General features: G+C 50.7%; 9 protein-coding genes. 4 read left to right on the forward strand and 5 right to left on the reverse strand.

Translation table 11 applies throughout. The features are described from left to right. Positions 1-6: 6 nt before the first annotated feature. The 3 genes from HF324_RS03665 to HF324_RS03675 form a co-directional block, all read right to left on the reverse strand. Positions 7-915 carry a transporter family protein gene (locus tag HF324_RS03665; RefSeq protein ID WP_168809621.1) on the reverse strand — a complete coding sequence of 303 codons (909 nt, stop codon included), beginning with the start codon at positions 913-915 and terminating at the stop codon, positions 7-9. 171 nt (positions 916-1,086) lie between these two features. Then, entirely contained in the window at positions 1,087-1,467 is a 381-nt protein-coding gene (locus tag HF324_RS03670) for a hypothetical protein (RefSeq protein ID WP_193114983.1), read from the reverse strand. Positions 1,468-1,775: 308 nt separating this feature from the next. Beyond that, positions 1,776-3,839 carry a M13 family metallopeptidase gene (locus HF324_RS03675; RefSeq protein WP_168861921.1) on the reverse strand — a complete coding sequence of 688 codons (2,064 nt, stop codon included), beginning with the start codon at positions 3,837-3,839 and terminating at the stop codon, positions 1,776-1,778. Between the two features lie 168 nt (positions 3,840-4,007). On the opposite strand from HF324_RS03675, the gene HF324_RS03680 reads away from it, so the two are divergent. From HF324_RS03680 to HF324_RS03690, 3 genes are read left to right on the forward strand one after another with little or no spacing between them, the layout of a single operon-like run. Then, the gene (locus HF324_RS03680) at positions 4,008-4,484 is read left to right on the forward strand and encodes a hypothetical protein (protein ID WP_168809627.1); all 477 of its coding nucleotides are present in this window, start codon (positions 4,008-4,010) and stop codon (positions 4,482-4,484) included. Positions 4,485-4,496: 12 nt separating this feature from the next. Then, positions 4,497-4,886 (forward strand): group III truncated hemoglobin, encoded by a 390-nt coding sequence (locus tag HF324_RS03685; RefSeq protein WP_168861922.1) that lies wholly within the window; start codon positions 4,497-4,499, stop codon positions 4,884-4,886. A 22-nt stretch (positions 4,887-4,908) separates the two neighbouring features. Further along, positions 4,909-6,165, forward strand: a complete 1,257-nt coding sequence (locus HF324_RS03690) for a replication-associated recombination protein A (protein WP_168809631.1) — start codon at positions 4,909-4,911, stop codon at positions 6,163-6,165. A gap of 103 nt (positions 6,166-6,268) precedes the next feature. Here the strand turns inward: HF324_RS03690 and pbpC are convergent, their stop codons facing one another. Then, the gene (gene pbpC / locus HF324_RS03695) at positions 6,269-8,665 is read right to left on the reverse strand and encodes a penicillin-binding protein 1C (RefSeq protein ID WP_168809633.1); all 2,397 of its coding nucleotides are present in this window, start codon (positions 8,663-8,665) and stop codon (positions 6,269-6,271) included. A gap of 193 nt (positions 8,666-8,858) precedes the next feature. On the opposite strand from pbpC, the gene HF324_RS03700 reads away from it, so the two are divergent. Then, positions 8,859-9,911: a PDDEXK nuclease domain-containing protein gene (locus HF324_RS03700; protein WP_168861923.1), complete on the forward strand. Its 1,053-nt coding sequence runs from the start codon at positions 8,859-8,861 to the stop codon at positions 9,909-9,911. 113 nt (positions 9,912-10,024) lie between these two features. On the opposite strand, the gene HF324_RS03705 is transcribed toward HF324_RS03700, so the two are convergent. Then, positions 10,025-15,628, reverse strand: coding sequence for an alpha-2-macroglobulin family protein (locus HF324_RS03705; protein WP_168861924.1), 5,604 nt, complete (start codon positions 15,626-15,628; stop codon positions 10,025-10,027). Positions 15,629-15,701: the final 73 nt, after the last annotated feature.

Raw genomic sequence — 15,701 nt, forward strand, 5'->3', positions numbered from 1 at the left:
CTGTTTTTAAAAGAAGAAGTTAACGGTAGCGGATAAACGGGTATATGTTTTATTATAGCCGGCTGACAGGTGCTGGTATACCGGCACCTGGGCCTGTATGCCTGCGGAGAAGCGTTTGAAATAGACGTCTGCGCCTACGCTGGCATGCAGCATGTCGCCGCCGGTATATTCCTTTGTTTTATGCAGCTCGTGGTCGCCGGAGGCGTGCTCGTACATCAGGCCGGCATATGGTTGCAGCGCCACTGTTTTGCTGACAGGCTGATAGAGAAATCCGCGCAGGGAGGTATTAAAACGGTTGCCGAACCGGTATTCTTCTTTATTGGTAGTGTTGATGCGGTAACTAGCATCTGTATTAATGCCCCATTTGCCGCGCCTCACGGTGTATACGGCATTCAGTACGAAGTCGGTGCTGCGGCTGCCAGGCTGAAAGTTCTGGTAGATATTACCGCCTTCGTCAGGGATGCCGGTCCTGCCCGTTGGCAGTTTGACGCCACCGCCGGCCTGGAACACATGATGCCATTTTTTACCCAGGTCCCAGTTGTTGTCAATGAAGGTGTAGTTGGCCATCAGGGTGATGTCGCCGAGGCCGGAGACCGTGGTGATGCTTTTACCTTCCTCTCTTCTGAAATACTGAAACGGCACGAAAGCAAAGAACTGTAGTCTTTTGGTAGCATACCATCTTCCCCACAGTTCCGTAGTATGGTAGAATTCACGGGATTCATGGTTGGAGGTATTGCCCAGCTCCATGGGGTGGGTGGATTTAAACTGCCGGTATCCGTACCGGAGACCGATAAAGTTTTTATGGTATTGTGGCAGAATGCCCAGCTGGTAGCCGCTGGCGGAGCATCCACAGATGTCGCAGGCCATGACGGATACAGGCATGAGAATAGCCATGATGAAAAATAGCTTTTTCATTGCAAGGGTTTAATCGACAAGGTAATAACGGTATCGGCTACACGTAAATCATAGCGATAACATTTATTGCCGCGCGTATCGCGCGTGGCAGGCAATAATCAATCATTAAAGACAGCAGGATAACGGATAGCTGGCGGCTATCGGTTTACTGAAATAATTACACAGACGGGACTAGCAGAGCGGTGGGTGGAATATGCTGTTAACAGGGTTATGGGTGGGTTTCATCAGGTAAAATGCCGTTAGTTCGGTCGTGATGTCGAAGCTGGGCGCTTCGCCTGAGAAGGTGATCTGTTCGCAGAATAAGGTGACTTCCTTGTTTTCTTTTTGCGCGTAGGGATTTTTTTGTTCCTGTTGTTCTTCCCGCAGTAACTGTTTACGCAACTGGCATTTACCATTACAGTGCATGGCCGGCTTGCTCCTGTTTTCGCAAAGATTGGCGGCAATGTAGGCCTGGTTTATCTTGTAGCTGATAAAGACCACTGCCGTGCCGAAGTTTTGCAGCAGGACGATGAAACATAATAATATGCAGAAGAGTTTTTTCACGCGTTGCAAAAATAGATATTTTCATCATAAAACAGTCGCGCATTTTGCAAAACTGATATAAATCATGCTATTTGTTTATTTGGTTATTTTGTTATTGGGTTATTGATATTTAGGGATTTTTTGATGTACGATTTTTTGATTTCGGCTTTTGATTTGATTTTTTATTGTTTTAATTATTTGATTTTAATCTGGTAACATCTTCTGTAAGAATACAAACGCCCGCTGTTGCATACAGCGGGCGTTTGTATCGTGTTATATTGATCTTCGCTTTTATCTCCCTGTATCAGGAAAATCAGTGATCATCATGTACATCAAAGTTACCAGATCACTACTCTTTCAGCATCCGGTAATGCCATTTTGCTACCTGGCTGGCATCCCCATGCTTCCTGGAATTCTTTCAGGTGTGGTAAGGGGCCGTTGATGCGGTCTCTTGCCGGAGAGTGCGGGTCTGTCTGGATTTGCTGGCGGAGTGCAGCATCGGTGATGTTACCGTGCCATACCTGTCCCCATCCGAGGAAGAAACGCTGTTGCCAGGTGAAGCCGTCAATTGGTTTGGGCTCCTCTTTACCTTCGAAAGATTTTTTCAGTGCGTAGTAAGCGAGGGTGAGGCCACCGAGGTCGGCTACGTTTTCACCGATGGTAAGGGCGCCGTTGATTTTTACGCCGGGGAGTGCTTCGATATTGCTGAAGTAATTGATGTAACGTTTGGTCAGTTTGTCGAAGTTCTCACGATCGGTTTTGGTCCACCAGTTTTTGAGGTTACCGTCAGCGTCGAACTGAGAGCCCTGGTCATCGAAGCCATGAGTGAATTCGTGGCCGATCACCGCGATGATGCCGCCATAGTTGATGGCGTCGTCGGCGTTAGGGTTATAGAACGGCGGCTGGAGGATACCGGCAGGGAATACCACTTCGTTATTCAGCGGGTTGTAGTAGGCGTTAACGGTTTGTGGTGTCATGCCCCATTCGCTTTTATCCACGGGTTTACCGATTTTATCGATGTTCTCTTTGTGACCGTAGAGTATAGCGGAGATAGCGTTTTCCAGCAGGGTGCCTTTATCGATCTGAATAGTGGAATAGTCTTTCCACTTGTCGGGGTAACCGATTTTGTAAGTGAAGGAGGCCAGTTTTTTGCGGGCCATCTGTTTGGTGGAGTCGCTCATCCAGGTGAGTTTGTCGATACGTTCGCCATATACGGTACGAACGTTTTCGATCATTTTGGATACTTTCTCCTTGCTGCTTTCCGGGAAATATTTTTTTGCGAACAGTTTGCCCAGCGGCATGCCCAGTTTGCTGTCTGTAGAACGGATGGCTCTTTCAGCGCGGGTTTTCTGCGCTTTTTTACCGGTCATTACCGTTCCGAAGAAATGGAAGTTCTCTTCATCAAAGGCTTTAGGCAGATAGCCGGCGAAGCTGGAGAGAAGCTGCCATTTGGTATATGTTTTCAGGATGTCGACAGGTGTTGCTTTGAGCAGTTTGCCGGCATTGGTGAGATAACCTTTGTTCTGGAGAACGAGGGTATCTGTTTTGATGTCCTGTTTTTGTGCAAAAGCATCCCAGTCGAAGTCCGGGGCCAGTGTCTTCAGTTCGCTGAAAGCGGCCCTGTTATAGGTTTTAACCGGGTCACGCAGCTCTACGTTGGACAGTTGGATTTTTGCCAGTCCTGTTTCGAGGCCGAGGATGGTGGTACCGGCATTTTTCTCAGGGAAGCCGGCGAGGGTAAACATTTTGTCTACGTGTTTTACAAATTCATCCCGCACATTTTTGGTGGCAGAATCCTGTTGCATGTAGTAGCTTTTTTCACCGAGGCTCAGGCCGCTTTGTCCCTGGTAGAGGACATTCATTTTGCTGTCTTTGGCGTCGGCATCAGCGCCGAAACCGGTGAAGGAGGAAACGCCTATTTTCTGGAGTTCGCCGGTTACAGCTGCCCAGTCAGCCAGCGTTTTGATGGCGTCAATTTTGTCGAGGTAAGGTTTCAGGGGGGTGATACCTCTTTTTTCAATGGTGGCGGTGTCCAGGAATGAGGTGTAGTAGTCTGCGATCTGTTGCTCTTCAGTGCCTTTTTTCAGGTCAGTTTTGCTGGTGAGTTCAGCGATGATGCTTTTGAGGCGAACTTCCTTGTTCTGTTTGTCGAGGATACCAAAGGCGCCCCAGCGGCTTTCAGTAGACGGGATAGGATTGTTCTTCTTCCAGCCTCCGTTAACGTAATTGTCGAAATCATCGCAGGCTTTGTAGGCAGTGTCGATGTCGGCGAGGTTAAAGGCCGGGACTTTGGCTGTGTCGGTGGATGCCTCCTGGTGTTGCTGCGTGGAACCGGAGTTACAGGCTGCGAAGGTGACCATGGCAGCCAGTAACGGTAGTTTTACCGCATTGTTTTTCTTCATATGTAAAACAGGTTTAGTGTTTAAAGTTATGGAAAAGCGGGCAGCAAAAAACAGGGCTTTTGTATGAGCGGCAAGGTTTATGTAAAGTATTGCTAGATAAGAAGCCTGATTTTCTCTCTAAAATAGGTAGGAATTAGGTAGGTTTGTGTCGTTTAAAAAAGCTTTTTGATGAGTTTGATGTTTAAATTATACAGGATTTTCACCGCCCTTGCCTTGATGATAACAGGTCTTTTTACTTTTCTGGGTGTGTTTATGGTCATCTCTGCCGGCTTCAACCCTATGATGCTGGTGTCTGTCATGATCTGGGGCGCCTGTTTTATACATAGTGTTTTATCATTATATCTTCAGCGTAGCCTCCTGTTGCCCGAGATTCCCTTAAAGGAGAATACGCCCAGCGGCATCCGGATCATGGGGGTGATCACCCTGCTTTTCGGCGCGCTGCTGTTTTTGCTGGGCGTAGGCCTGCTGGCATTGCCACCGGAAGTGAAGAAAGATGTGGTACAGCAATTGGGGGCTGATAATCCGGCTATATTGACGCCGATGAGTATTATGTTCCTGCTCATCAGCTTTATCCTGACATTCAATGCCAACCTTTCTTTCCGTTTCCTGCGGGAATGGACACGACGGAACGAAGGAAAGCAGTAAACGACCATAGTGATGGAAAAGAAGCAGATAACCAGCAGAGCGGATATCCAGTTGCTGGTAGACCGCTTTTATGAGAAAGTGAAAGTGGACGATGTTATCGGCTATATCTTTCAGGACGTCGCCCGGGTGGACTGGGACAAACATCTGCCCATTATGTACGACTTCTGGGAGCAGCTGTTGCTGGACAGCAACCGTTACGGCAGAAACACCATGGCGCCGCATTTCGCGGTAAACCAGCAAGTGCCGCTTCAACCGGCTCATTTTGACCGCTGGATCTCTCTGTTTGAAACGACGGTGAATGAGCTGTTTAACGGTGAAAAAGCGGAACTGGCCATCAGCCGCGCCCGCTCTATCAAAGACATCATGCAGTTCAAAATGCAGCAGATCAATCAATCCAAATAATCATCCTGTAGAATAAAAGTGTATGCAACCATTAGCAGAACGGTTAAGACCTGTGACGTTAGACGAACTGGTGGGGCAGGAACATCTTACCGGAAAAGACAGTATCCTCAGAAAAGCCATTGAGCAGGGAAAAATACCTTCCATGATCCTGTGGGGGCCTCCCGGCGTAGGTAAAACCACCATCGCCAATATTATCGCACATACCCTTCAGGTCCCGTTTTATACGCTGAGCGCCATTTCAGCCGGCGTAAAGGAAGTAAGGGAAGTGATAGAAATGGCGCGGCGCCAGCGGCATGCCGTGCTCTTCATCGATGAGATCCACCGCTTCAACAAATCCCAGCAGGATGCGCTGCTGGGGGCCGTGGAGAAAGGCATCGTCACGCTCATCGGCGCTACTACCGAAAACCCTTCCTTTGAAGTAAATGCGGCGGTTTTATCGCGCAGCCAGGTATATGTACTGCGGCCACTGGGCAACGACCAGTTGATGCAGCTGCTGCATCAGGCCATGGAGCGCGACGAATGGCTGAAAACAAAAAACATTGAATTAAAGGAAACAGCTGCGCTGTTTAATATCTCCGGCGGCGATGCCCGCAAACTGCTCAACCTGTTTGAGCTGGTGGTGAGCACCCTGCAGGAAGACCCTATTGTTATCACCGATCAGAAAGTGATGGACATCGCACAGCAGCGTGTAGCCATCTACGATAAAACGGGCGAGCAACACTATGATATTATCTCTGCTTTCATCAAGAGCATCCGGGGCAGCGATCCCAATGCGGCCGTGTACTACCTGGCGCGTATGATAGAGGGAGGTGAAGATGTGAAATTTATTGCGCGCCGTTTGGTGATACTGGCCTCCGAAGACATTGGCAATGCCAACCCCAATGCGTTGCTACTGGCCACCAGCTGCTTCCAGGCGGTGAACCTGATCGGCTATCCTGAGTCGAGGATCATCCTGTCGCAATGTGTGACCTATCTGGCTTCCTCTGCCAAGAGCAATGCGTCTTACATGGCGATCAACGCAGCGCAGTCACTGGTAGCAAAAACCGGCGACCTGCCGGTGCCCATGCATATCCGCAACGCCCCTACGAAAATGATGAAGGAAATGGATTATGGCAAAGGGTACGCTTATGCACATGACTATGACAACAATTTCGTGGTGCAGGAATTTCTGCCGGATGCCATCAAAGGCACCAAGCTGTATGATCCGGGAAAAAACGCGCGGGAAGACGAGCTGCGGCGGCACCTGAAGCAGTTGTGGAAAGATAAATACAATTATTAATTACGAATTACGAATTGAGGGTTCTCTTTTGGAAAGGTTACTAAATAACCGCTTTATAAGGGCACCCTCAATTCGTAATTCGTAATCCGTAATTCGTAATTGACTACTCTTTTTCTTTTTCCAGTATTTCAAAAGTTTGTTCAATCCTTTCTCCGTTTTCATCCACCAGGGTGATGGTATGTTTACCTGCCGGCGGATGTAGCGCCATCTGATGGAATTCCACTGTTTCACCGATGAAATTGTTATCGAGGTGCCAGAATATTTTAGCGGTACTGTTGCGATGCGTGGCCGTGAAGATCGTCTGTCCGGGTTGTCCGTTCAGTTCTGTTGGCACAAAGATGCGGGCGTTGGGCCGCGGGTAGATCAGTTCTATCGGTGCCCGGTCCTGTCCCAGTGAAGCGATGCAGTCCGGTTTATAAGGTGGCAGCGGCGCATAATAGTTTTTGCTGCGGTAGTAGAATTCCTGCGACGGCGGCAGGATGAACCACGGTTTATGCTGCATGAATTGTGGTGATTCGCAGCTTTCCGTTACCCGCCATTGGCCGGTGCGGTCCAGGTGTATCAGCTGGTGATAGGGACATACGCCTGAGCGGATACCGGCGGCCGGCACGTAAATGGAATCTTTTTCATCGCACAGATCGTTGGCGCGGTAGCCGCTTTTGCGGCACACTTCTACTTTCCGGAGGTGGGCGGTGGGCGTGGTAAACCAGCTGCCGGTGCGTAACAGCCTGAATACATCGAAGAGGATGGGCGCTGCTGTGGACACGCCGATGAGGCCGGGGCGGCCTTCTCCGTCTGCATTACCGACCCATACGCCGACTACGTATTTAGGAGTGACACCGATGGCCCATCCGTCGCGGAAGCCGAAGCTGGTACCTGTTTTCCAGGCGATGCGTTGTGTAGAAGAGAACTGCTGCCACAGCAGCTCTTCGCCGGGGCGCATTACTTCTGTCATTGCTTCAAAGGTGTACCAGATGGAGCCGGCGTCCAGTATGCCATCTTTGCTCAATCCGTATTGTGAAGGACGTTGTATGTCTGACCGGTAGTTAGGCGGATGGATGTCGTCCATATCGTATTTGCCATGGTATTGATCGAGATGAACGAGTGTACGGGCCATGCTGGCGTACATGCCGCACATCTCCCAGAGCGTGGTTTCCCCGCCGCCGAGGATCAGCGACAGGCCGTAGTGATCGGCCGGTTTGGTGAGCGTGGTGATGCCCATTTTCTGCAGCAGCGTGTGGAAGCGCTCATAGCGGTACATCTGCAGCATGCGCACCGCGGGGATGTTGAGCGACCGCGCCAGTGCACGGGAAGCAGGCACGGCGCCATCGTAGCCGAGGTCGAAGTTCTGCGGCGAGTAGCCGGCTATCTGTGTGGGAATGTCCGGTATCAGGGTGTTGGGCAGTATCAGTCCGTCGTTGAGCATGGCTGCGTACAGCACCGGTTTGAGCGTGCTGCCGGGACTTCTTCTGGCTTGTATGATGTCTACATGGCTTTCCAGTTCGGGATTGGCCGGGTTGTATATGTTGCCCACATAAGCGAGCGTGTTGCCTGTTTCCACATCCAGCACCAGTACGGCGGCGTTGTTGATGCCGTTGGCCTTGTAGGCATGGTGGTATCTCTCTGCGATGGCCGTGACGTTTTTCTGCAACGCGGCTTCCACTGTGCTTTTAATGCGGGTGGGACCATCAGACTTTTGCTGCTGATAGTCGAGCCGGAAGCGGTCCAGCAGGTGCGGTGCATCTTGCGGCAATGCCAGCGGTTGCGCCGGCAGCGGTTCCAGTTTGGCCAGCTGGCAGGTGATACTGTCAATGGTTTCGTTGCGCCATAGCCTGTCCAGCAGCTGATTCCGTTTGTGGAGCAGCGTGTTCCGGTTGCGGCCGGGATGCACCAGCGCGGGACTGTTGGGCAGTACCGCCAGTGCCGCCATTTCCCCCCATGAGAGCTGGTCGGCCTTACGGCCGTAATAGCGCCAGGAAGCGGCTTCCAGCCCTACCACGTTGCCGCCGAACGGTGCGTTGGCAGCGTACAGGGCGATGATTTTCTTTTTAGAGGCTGCAAACTCGAGGCGGGTGGCGAGTACGGCTTCCACCATTTTCTGCCAGAAAGTTCGGGGCTGATTACGGGAGATACGGATGACCTGCATGGTGAGGGTGCTGCCGCCGCTGACGACTTTCTTGCCGCGCAGGTTTTGCCGGATGGCACGGCTTACTGCCAATGGATCTATTCCCCAGTGATAATAAAACCGTTTATCCTCGTAAGCAACGATACATTTTGCAAATTTCTCCGGCACGTGCGGGTTGTAGGGAAAGCGCCATTGTCCGTCGGGCGCGATACCGGCGTTGAGCAAGTCGCCGTTTACATCTTCCAATACAAAAGAGGTCGGGCTGGTAAACAGTTGGCGGGGCAAACAAAAATAGTAGGCAATCAGTAATACACCGGCAGCGGTAAGCCACCATTTTCTTTTTTTACACCATTGCCTGAAGCGTTGAAATTTCATCCGAGTTACACGTATTGTCGTTGGGGTTAATGTTTTGCGGCGTTCAAGTTTGTTCATTTTGATCGGTTCGAATTCATTTGCGCTGATCCGTTCATTATCACCTGCAAAATGAACAGGAGATTGTGTTTCCGGATACTTAAATTCGAAGTTTCTTTTTGCAAACCATATCCAATTAACCCGAAAAATCTTTTCTATGACGGAGCAATTTACGGAAATAGTGACGCTTATTAAGCGGTCGCAGTATAACACGCAAAAAAATGTAAATATTGAAATGATCAATCTTTACTGGCAGGTGGGAGAATATATACATAAGAAGATAACAAATGCGAGTTGGGGAGAAGGAATGATTCAGGAACTGGCGTATTACATTGCCAAAATGCATCCTGAGTTAAAAGGGTTCAAACATCGTGGTCTCTATAAAATGGTTCGATTTTATACGTTTTATTTATCATATGTTGAAAATTCATCTATAAAAGTGCTTGAAAAACAACAAGAAATTGTGCCATCACTGATGGCACAATTTACAGATATTCGTAATACGATACTGGTGCAAGTTACCTGGACGCATCATTTAGCTTTGATGACTACAAAATCCCGGGAAGAGTGTGAATTTTATCTCCGTTTGTGCGTACAGGAAAATTACTCTGTCCGCGAATTGGAAAGACAGATTAAAAGCTGCCTGTACGAGCGAGTGAAGTTAGGAGAGCACCAGTCACCGGTATCAGGCACCAATATTAAAGGTGATGAAAGCATTCTCTTTAGAGATAAATATGTGTTTGAATTTTTGAATCTCCCGGAAAACCATAGTGAGAAAGACTTGCAACACGCGCTCATCAGTAAAATCAAAGACTTTATCCTTGAGTTAGGAGATGGCTTTATTTTCATCGGGGAAGAATATCGGGTAACGGTCGGAGGCACGGACTTTTATATTGATCTCTTATTTTTCCATCGTGACCTGCAGTGCCTCGTGGCCTTTGAATTAAAAACGACCGACTTCATGCCGGAATATCTGGGTAAGCTGAATTTTTACCTGGAAGCCCTGGACAGAAAAGTAAAGAGAAAACATGAAAGGCCCAGCGTAGGAATTTTATTATGCAGGGACCAAAACAAGGAAGTGGTAGAGTATGCTATGAACCGAAATTTGTCGCCCACGATCATTTCGGAATACCAGACTTTTTTGCCGGACAAGAAGATATTGGAGCAAAAAATGCATGAATTGTTCGAGCAAAGCGCTGAAAAGCAATAAGAAATTTTCTCATCACTGATGAGAAAATTTAAAAAAAATGTAATACCAGTTGACGTAAAAAAGCGGCCATCTCTTTCAGGAGATGGCCGCTTTGCGTTAAAGAAATATCGGTCTTATTTCACTACTTCTACCCATTTACCAGGCACAAAAGCGTGGATGTTATTGTCATACATCGCTTCGCAGGAAACGGCCGGGAGATAGTATCGTCCCAGGTATGCGGCATTGAGCAACACATTGTAGGTGTGGGTTTTGTTTTCCTCGATGTTGAAGTAAGTATACACCCTGTCATCGCGTATATCCATGTACGTGAGCGGCGAAGTATGGAAGCTGCTGTCGTTGTCCATAAGGCGGGTGTTGAGGATTTCCCAGCCTGACGGGAATATCTGTGACAGTGCCATCTGCTCGTAATAGCCGCGTTTACCCGGATTTTTGATCGTGACGGTCGCCATGAAGTCGCTGCCCTGTTTCAGTGTGGCCGGATCCAGCGGTCTGCCGTCGCGGGTGCTGTAGCGTACCTGGAGGTCCAGTATGTCGGGGTTGTTGCTGGCTACCGGTTCCTGTCCGGCTTCCGGCTGTCCGCGCAGGATCAGGCGTACGTACAGTACGTTTTGTCCGTTGTTCTGCACGCTCACGTTACCTTGTGCACCATTAAAGGTAACAGGCACCTGTGTTACAAATGACTGGCCGTTGACGTTGCCTTTAGCGCCGTTGAGCGTATAGCTCAGGTTCATCTTGCTGCTGCCTTTGTTGCTGCCGCAGAACTTAGCGATGGCGATCAGCGCATAAGCGGTGGTTTGTGTACTGTACCACTGGTCGTTTTGAGACAGGTGGATAGCGATTTGTTTCACCAGCTCGTTTGCGCGGTTACGCTGGCCCAGGATCGTGAGTGTTTCAAGGATCATGGCTTTGTCGCGCAGGTCGGAACCGAAGGTGCCTCCGAGTTGGCTGTACGGTTTCACTTCCGTGGTCAGGTTTTGTACCAGCGAATTCGCTATTTCCGGCTGGCCTGCCAGTTTGTAAGCGGCTGCCAGCCGCCATTTGGCGGGAGTGGAAATATATCTGAATTCCTTCAGCCGGTTCATGGCGCCTACTTCGGGCACTTTGGCCAGTGCCAGCAGGTACAGGCGGTAAGCCTGTGTGAGGTCGCCGCCATAGAAGTTTTGGGTGTTGGGCGCCCAGGTAGTGGCTTTATTACGCTGGTATTTTTTCCACTGGTCCAGCAGGCCCGGTGGCAGCGTATATCCTTTGGCCTGAGCTTCCAGCAGGAAGTGACCGGCGTAGTTGGTGCCCCATTCGTCGGACTGTGCGTAACCCGGCCAGTAGCTGAGACCGCCATCTGAAGCCTGGAAGCCTTTGAGCCTGTTGATGCCGGCTTTTACGTTGCGGTCTATCTCTGCCAGCTGGGTTTCTTTCAGGTCCATGAGCTGATTGAGCGTCAGCTGCGGGAATACGCCGGAAGTAATTTGTTCGACGCAGCCGTGCGGATAGCTGATCAGGTACTGCAGGCGTTTGCCGAGGTTCAGCGACGGGATGGTGGAAATCTCCAGCACGCCGGTATTGGTGCCTGCCATGCCTACAGGACTGAAGGCGGAGCTCCAGTTTTTGCCTGGTTCCAGCGTATATTCGATAACGTTAGTAATCGGCGGGTTGGGATTACGGACGTCCATTTCGATGGCTTCTTCCGCTTTTTCGGCGCCGCTGCTGGCGGTCACCTTGATTTTTGCGATACCGGTCTGCGGTTTCACTTTTACATCGAAGTAAACCATTTGTTCGCCGGGCTGCGGGAACGTTACGGTTTTGGTGCTTTCGCCTACCACTTCCAGCAGCGGGCTGGTACTGATGGTCACATTGGCGGAGCGGATATTCGGTTCGAGGCCAAACACGGTCACCGGCACCTGTATGGTTTCAGACGGTCCCAGTACACGGGGAGCGGTCGTCAGCAGCATGAGCGGTTTCTTCACCGCCACGGCTTTTTCCGCAAAACCGTAGGCGCCCTCTTGTCCGGCTACCACCATGGCTTTTACGGAACCGATATACGGCGGCAATTTGAATTTATGCGTTTGTTTCTGACCGCCCTTGAGATAGAACGGTCCCATGAATTTCACCACCGGCTTAAAGCGGTTGGCTTTGGCGGCGCCGGCGTTTTTATTCAGGCCTTCGTCACCACCGATGCTCAGGATACGTTCCAGGTCGGAACCGTAAGCGCCCACTACAAAGTCAAACAGGTCCCACGTTTTCACGCCCAGTGCTTCGCGGGCATAGAAGGAGCTGTGCGGGTCCGGCGTTTTGAAACGGGTCAGGTCCAGCAGGCCTTCATCCACGATGGCGATGGTGTAAGTCATCGGTTTACCGTTGCTTTCACTGATGGTGATATTGGCCTCCGATTCCGGCTTCAGCTTGTCGGCCATGCTGATCACGGGCTTCAGGATGGTGCCCGGATCTTCCACGGTGATGGGAATGGTGCCATACATGCGGATCGGCAGGTCGTTGATCGTTTGTGCATGTGGCTGCAGCAGGGTAACGTTGACGTATATATTGGGCGTCATGTTCTTTTCTGCCTTGAAGCGGAACGTGGTTTGTCCCTGCTGGGTACTGATCCAGAAAGTTTTGAGCACCTTGCTGCCGGATTCAATGCTGATCAGGCCTCTGCCGCCGGCGCTGCTCGGGATGGTGAGGTTAACGTCCTCCCCTGCCTTGTAGTGCTGTTTGTCGGAGGTGAATACCAGCATGGCTGCTTCTGCAGGGTTTTCTTTCTGCATACGCTCTGCCCATCCCGGCCAGTCGATGTAGACGGACTTACCGGAAGTGTGACCGCTCTGCAGGTCTTTTACACGCACAAGATAACGGCCCCAGTCAGGCTGGTTGATACGCAGCGACCACTGGCCTTTACCGTTGTTCAGGGTAACGGTTTCCTTGGTCAGGAGCTGGTTGTAGCTGTCCTGCGTGAAGTTGGAGTATTCAGACTCTCCCTGGTCCCACCACCATCTCCAGCGAACTTTATACAGTTCTACCTGTACTTCGCGGGTGCCGGCGGTGAGGTTGCCCCTGTCGTCTACGTCCACAATCTCAACGGTATGTGATTGATCGGTGAGCAGCATGCCGGTGGTACGGTCGCCCTGTGGCAGCCGCAATCCCACGTAGGAGGTAAATGGATTGTAAGGCATGGAGAAGTGATCGATACTGAAATCGCCACCCGGTTCAAACACTTTTATTTCGAAGTTGGCCTTCAGCTGTCCGGGCGCCAGTTTACCGAGTTGGAAATCGGTTTTTATGGGTGCGGAACCTGTTTCGCTCAGCGGGCCTTCGAAGATGGTTTTGTTTTCTGTTTCAAAATGTGTTACCGGATCGTCAAAGGTGAAACCGGAGAAGTTTTTGAAGCTGGTGGAAGCCTGTACGAGCGTCACGTCCACTTTGGCTTTCAGGTGCTGGGCAGTAGCGCCAAACATCCACATGGCCGAGAGGTTGCCGGCGGTACCGGTTTTAGACAGGGCGGTATTGCTGCCGAAGTCCATTTTTATTTTCAGCCTGTTAGGCTTCACCGTTTCGATGCGCACATTTTTCTGGAAGGTAGCGCCGCCGACTTTCACTTTCGCTACCCAGCTGCCGGTAGGATCTTCCGGTTGGGTGGCGGTGGCGAAGCTATAGAAGCCGTTCAGGTTCTCATGCTGGTTGATGCGCTTGTACAGCTGGCCTTTAGGGTTGTATAGCTCCAGGGTGACCGGGTGATCTGCCGGGAGTTTTTTGTCTTTGTCTTCCAGCATAAATGTCAGGTAGATGGAGTCGCCGGGGCGCCACACACCTCTTTCTCCGTAGAGGAATCCTTTGATGCCGCTCTGCACCTCCTCGCCCTGTACGTCGAAACGGCTCAGGGGCAGGGAGCTGCCGTCGTCCAGTTTAAGATAACCTCTTTCATTGTCTTTTTTCGCGATCAGCAGGTAAGGCTTACGTTTGAGGTCAAAGGTAGCCAGGCCTTCCCCGTCGCTCTTGGTTTTAAAGATCACCTGGTTCTGATAATCGAGCAGTTCCAGTTCCACGCCGGTGAGCGGTTTTGTGTCGCGTATATCCGTTACCGCTACCAACATGCTGTTGTTATTGCCTCTTTTGGCAATCAGGCCGATGTTGGAGCATATCACGTTGCGGGACGCCCATTTGTCTTTGTTGTAGTAGGAATTGGAGCAGGCGTCGTTGCGGCGGTTCCAGTTGTATCCGTATGGATAGTAGCTGTCATAACGGTTCCAGAAGTCGTCGTCTTCGTCGAAGTTCCCGCTGTTGCTGTAACCGTAGTACTCACTTTCATCTTCTTCTTCGGCTTCTTCGCCGTCTCCGCCTGTGCTGGTGCTGTCAGTCTTCTTCGCTTCTGTGCAGGCCGTCAGCGCATAGGCTTTGCGGAAGCCGATCGTGATGCGGTAGATGGCGCCGGGTTCTGTGCGGAGCAATTTATCAAGATCGAGGAAGAAGCGGTTTTTCTTGTGGAGGTTAACGGATTTGTCGGTATCCAGCCGGATGGTTTTTTCTACCACGGGTTTGCCTACACGACGTAGTTCCGCATCGCCGTCGAGGTTATTGGTTTGCAGGTATTGCGGTACGTTGTTCTCGTATATTTTGATGATGGTGACGTCTACCGCGTTGAGGTTGACAGCTTCGAACGGCATCACCAGTTTATTGCTTTCGGGGAGGATCACGCCTTTGCCGGGAATCGTTACGGCCGGCATGGTATTCTCGAAATTCACGTTGGAGCTGTAGGATTTGCCGAGGCGCTTATCGGTGATATTGATCACGCCTTCGTTGATCACAGCATTGTAGCTGCCTTCGAGGCGAACGGGCGAATACACTTTTACTTCGCTGCCGTCGATGGTGTAACGGAGGTCGCCCTGGCCGCTGATACCGATGAGGCCTTCGAGGCTTTGCGCTACGCTGACAGGATCGGAAAACTGCACCAGCAGGTGCTGTTCCGGATCAGACATAGCCTTTACGTCCAGTACCTTGAAATCGCCTACGGCGGGGACTTCTACGGTTTTTTTACCGCTATTGTCCACTTTGAGGGCGCCGCCGTCCCAGCTGACTTCCAGGTTTCGGGCGATATTAGCACGGTCTATGTTAGGGATGGTGAATTTCGACGTACGTTCGCCGGCGTTATGCTGCCAGGTGATGGGCAGCGTTTTGCCGCCATAGCGTGCGGTGATCAGTTTTTCGATGGCCTGCGGATTTTCCACGTCGGCGGTATACACGGCGCCGGTGAAGTTCATCTTATCCAGTGTGGTGTTGGTACTGGCTTTCAGACCAGACATCTCCAGCGAGAAAGATGGTTTGATGACCTTGAACTCGAAATCAAACGATTTCAGTTCTGAAGGCACATCCATGATCTTGCCGAGTTTGAAATTAGCCTGATAGGTCTTACCGGGTTGCAGGTTCTCGTCGGGCCTGAATTCGATGGTGGTGGCGTCTACCCAGTAGGATTTCCCTTTGATGGAAGGGGAAAAGTCGAACACCTCCTTATCGAGTGGTTCGTTCTGGGTGTGCGTCACGTTTACCTGCCCGGCCAGTTGAATGCGGATGGGGCTTTGCTTGGAGATGATACCGGCGGTATAGGCGTCAATATACTTCGCGAATCCGGGGTTCATTTCTTTTTTGGTGGTCCGGCAGCCGCTGATCAGCGACAGTGCCACCAGGGAAACAAATAATGCTACTACAGCCAATAGCCGTTTTGTTGGGTGCATCAGGAAAGGATTATGGTGATTAACGATTCCTGGCGAAGATCCAACTATTTTTTCATTTATACATTTATATATT

It is taken from the genome of Chitinophaga oryzae, assembly GCF_012516375.2.
In the GTDB taxonomy this organism is placed as follows: domain Bacteria; phylum Bacteroidota; class Bacteroidia; order Chitinophagales; family Chitinophagaceae; genus Chitinophaga; species Chitinophaga oryzae.

Excerpts from the sequence above, each read along its gene's own strand:
- HF324_RS03665 (WP_168809621.1), bottom strand. The coding sequence starts at position 915 with ATGAAAAAGCTATTTTTCATCATGGCTATTCTCATGCCTGTATCCGTC.
- HF324_RS03675 (WP_168861921.1), bottom strand. The coding sequence starts at position 3,839 with ATGAAGAAAAACAATGCGGTAAAACTACCGTTACTGGCTGCCATGGTC.
- HF324_RS03680 (WP_168809627.1), top strand. The coding sequence starts at position 4,008 with ATGAGTTTGATGTTTAAATTATACAGGATTTTCACCGCCCTTGCCTTG.
- HF324_RS03685 (WP_168861922.1), top strand. The coding sequence starts at position 4,497 with ATGGAAAAGAAGCAGATAACCAGCAGAGCGGATATCCAGTTGCTGGTA.
- HF324_RS03690 (WP_168809631.1), top strand. The coding sequence starts at position 4,909 with ATGCAACCATTAGCAGAACGGTTAAGACCTGTGACGTTAGACGAACTG.
- pbpC (WP_168809633.1), bottom strand. The coding sequence starts at position 8,665 with ATGAAATTTCAACGCTTCAGGCAATGGTGTAAAAAAAGAAAATGGTGG.
- HF324_RS03700 (WP_168861923.1), top strand. The coding sequence starts at position 8,859 with ATGACGGAGCAATTTACGGAAATAGTGACGCTTATTAAGCGGTCGCAG.
- HF324_RS03705 (WP_168861924.1), bottom strand. The coding sequence starts at position 15,628 with ATGCACCCAACAAAACGGCTATTGGCTGTAGTAGCATTATTTGTTTCC.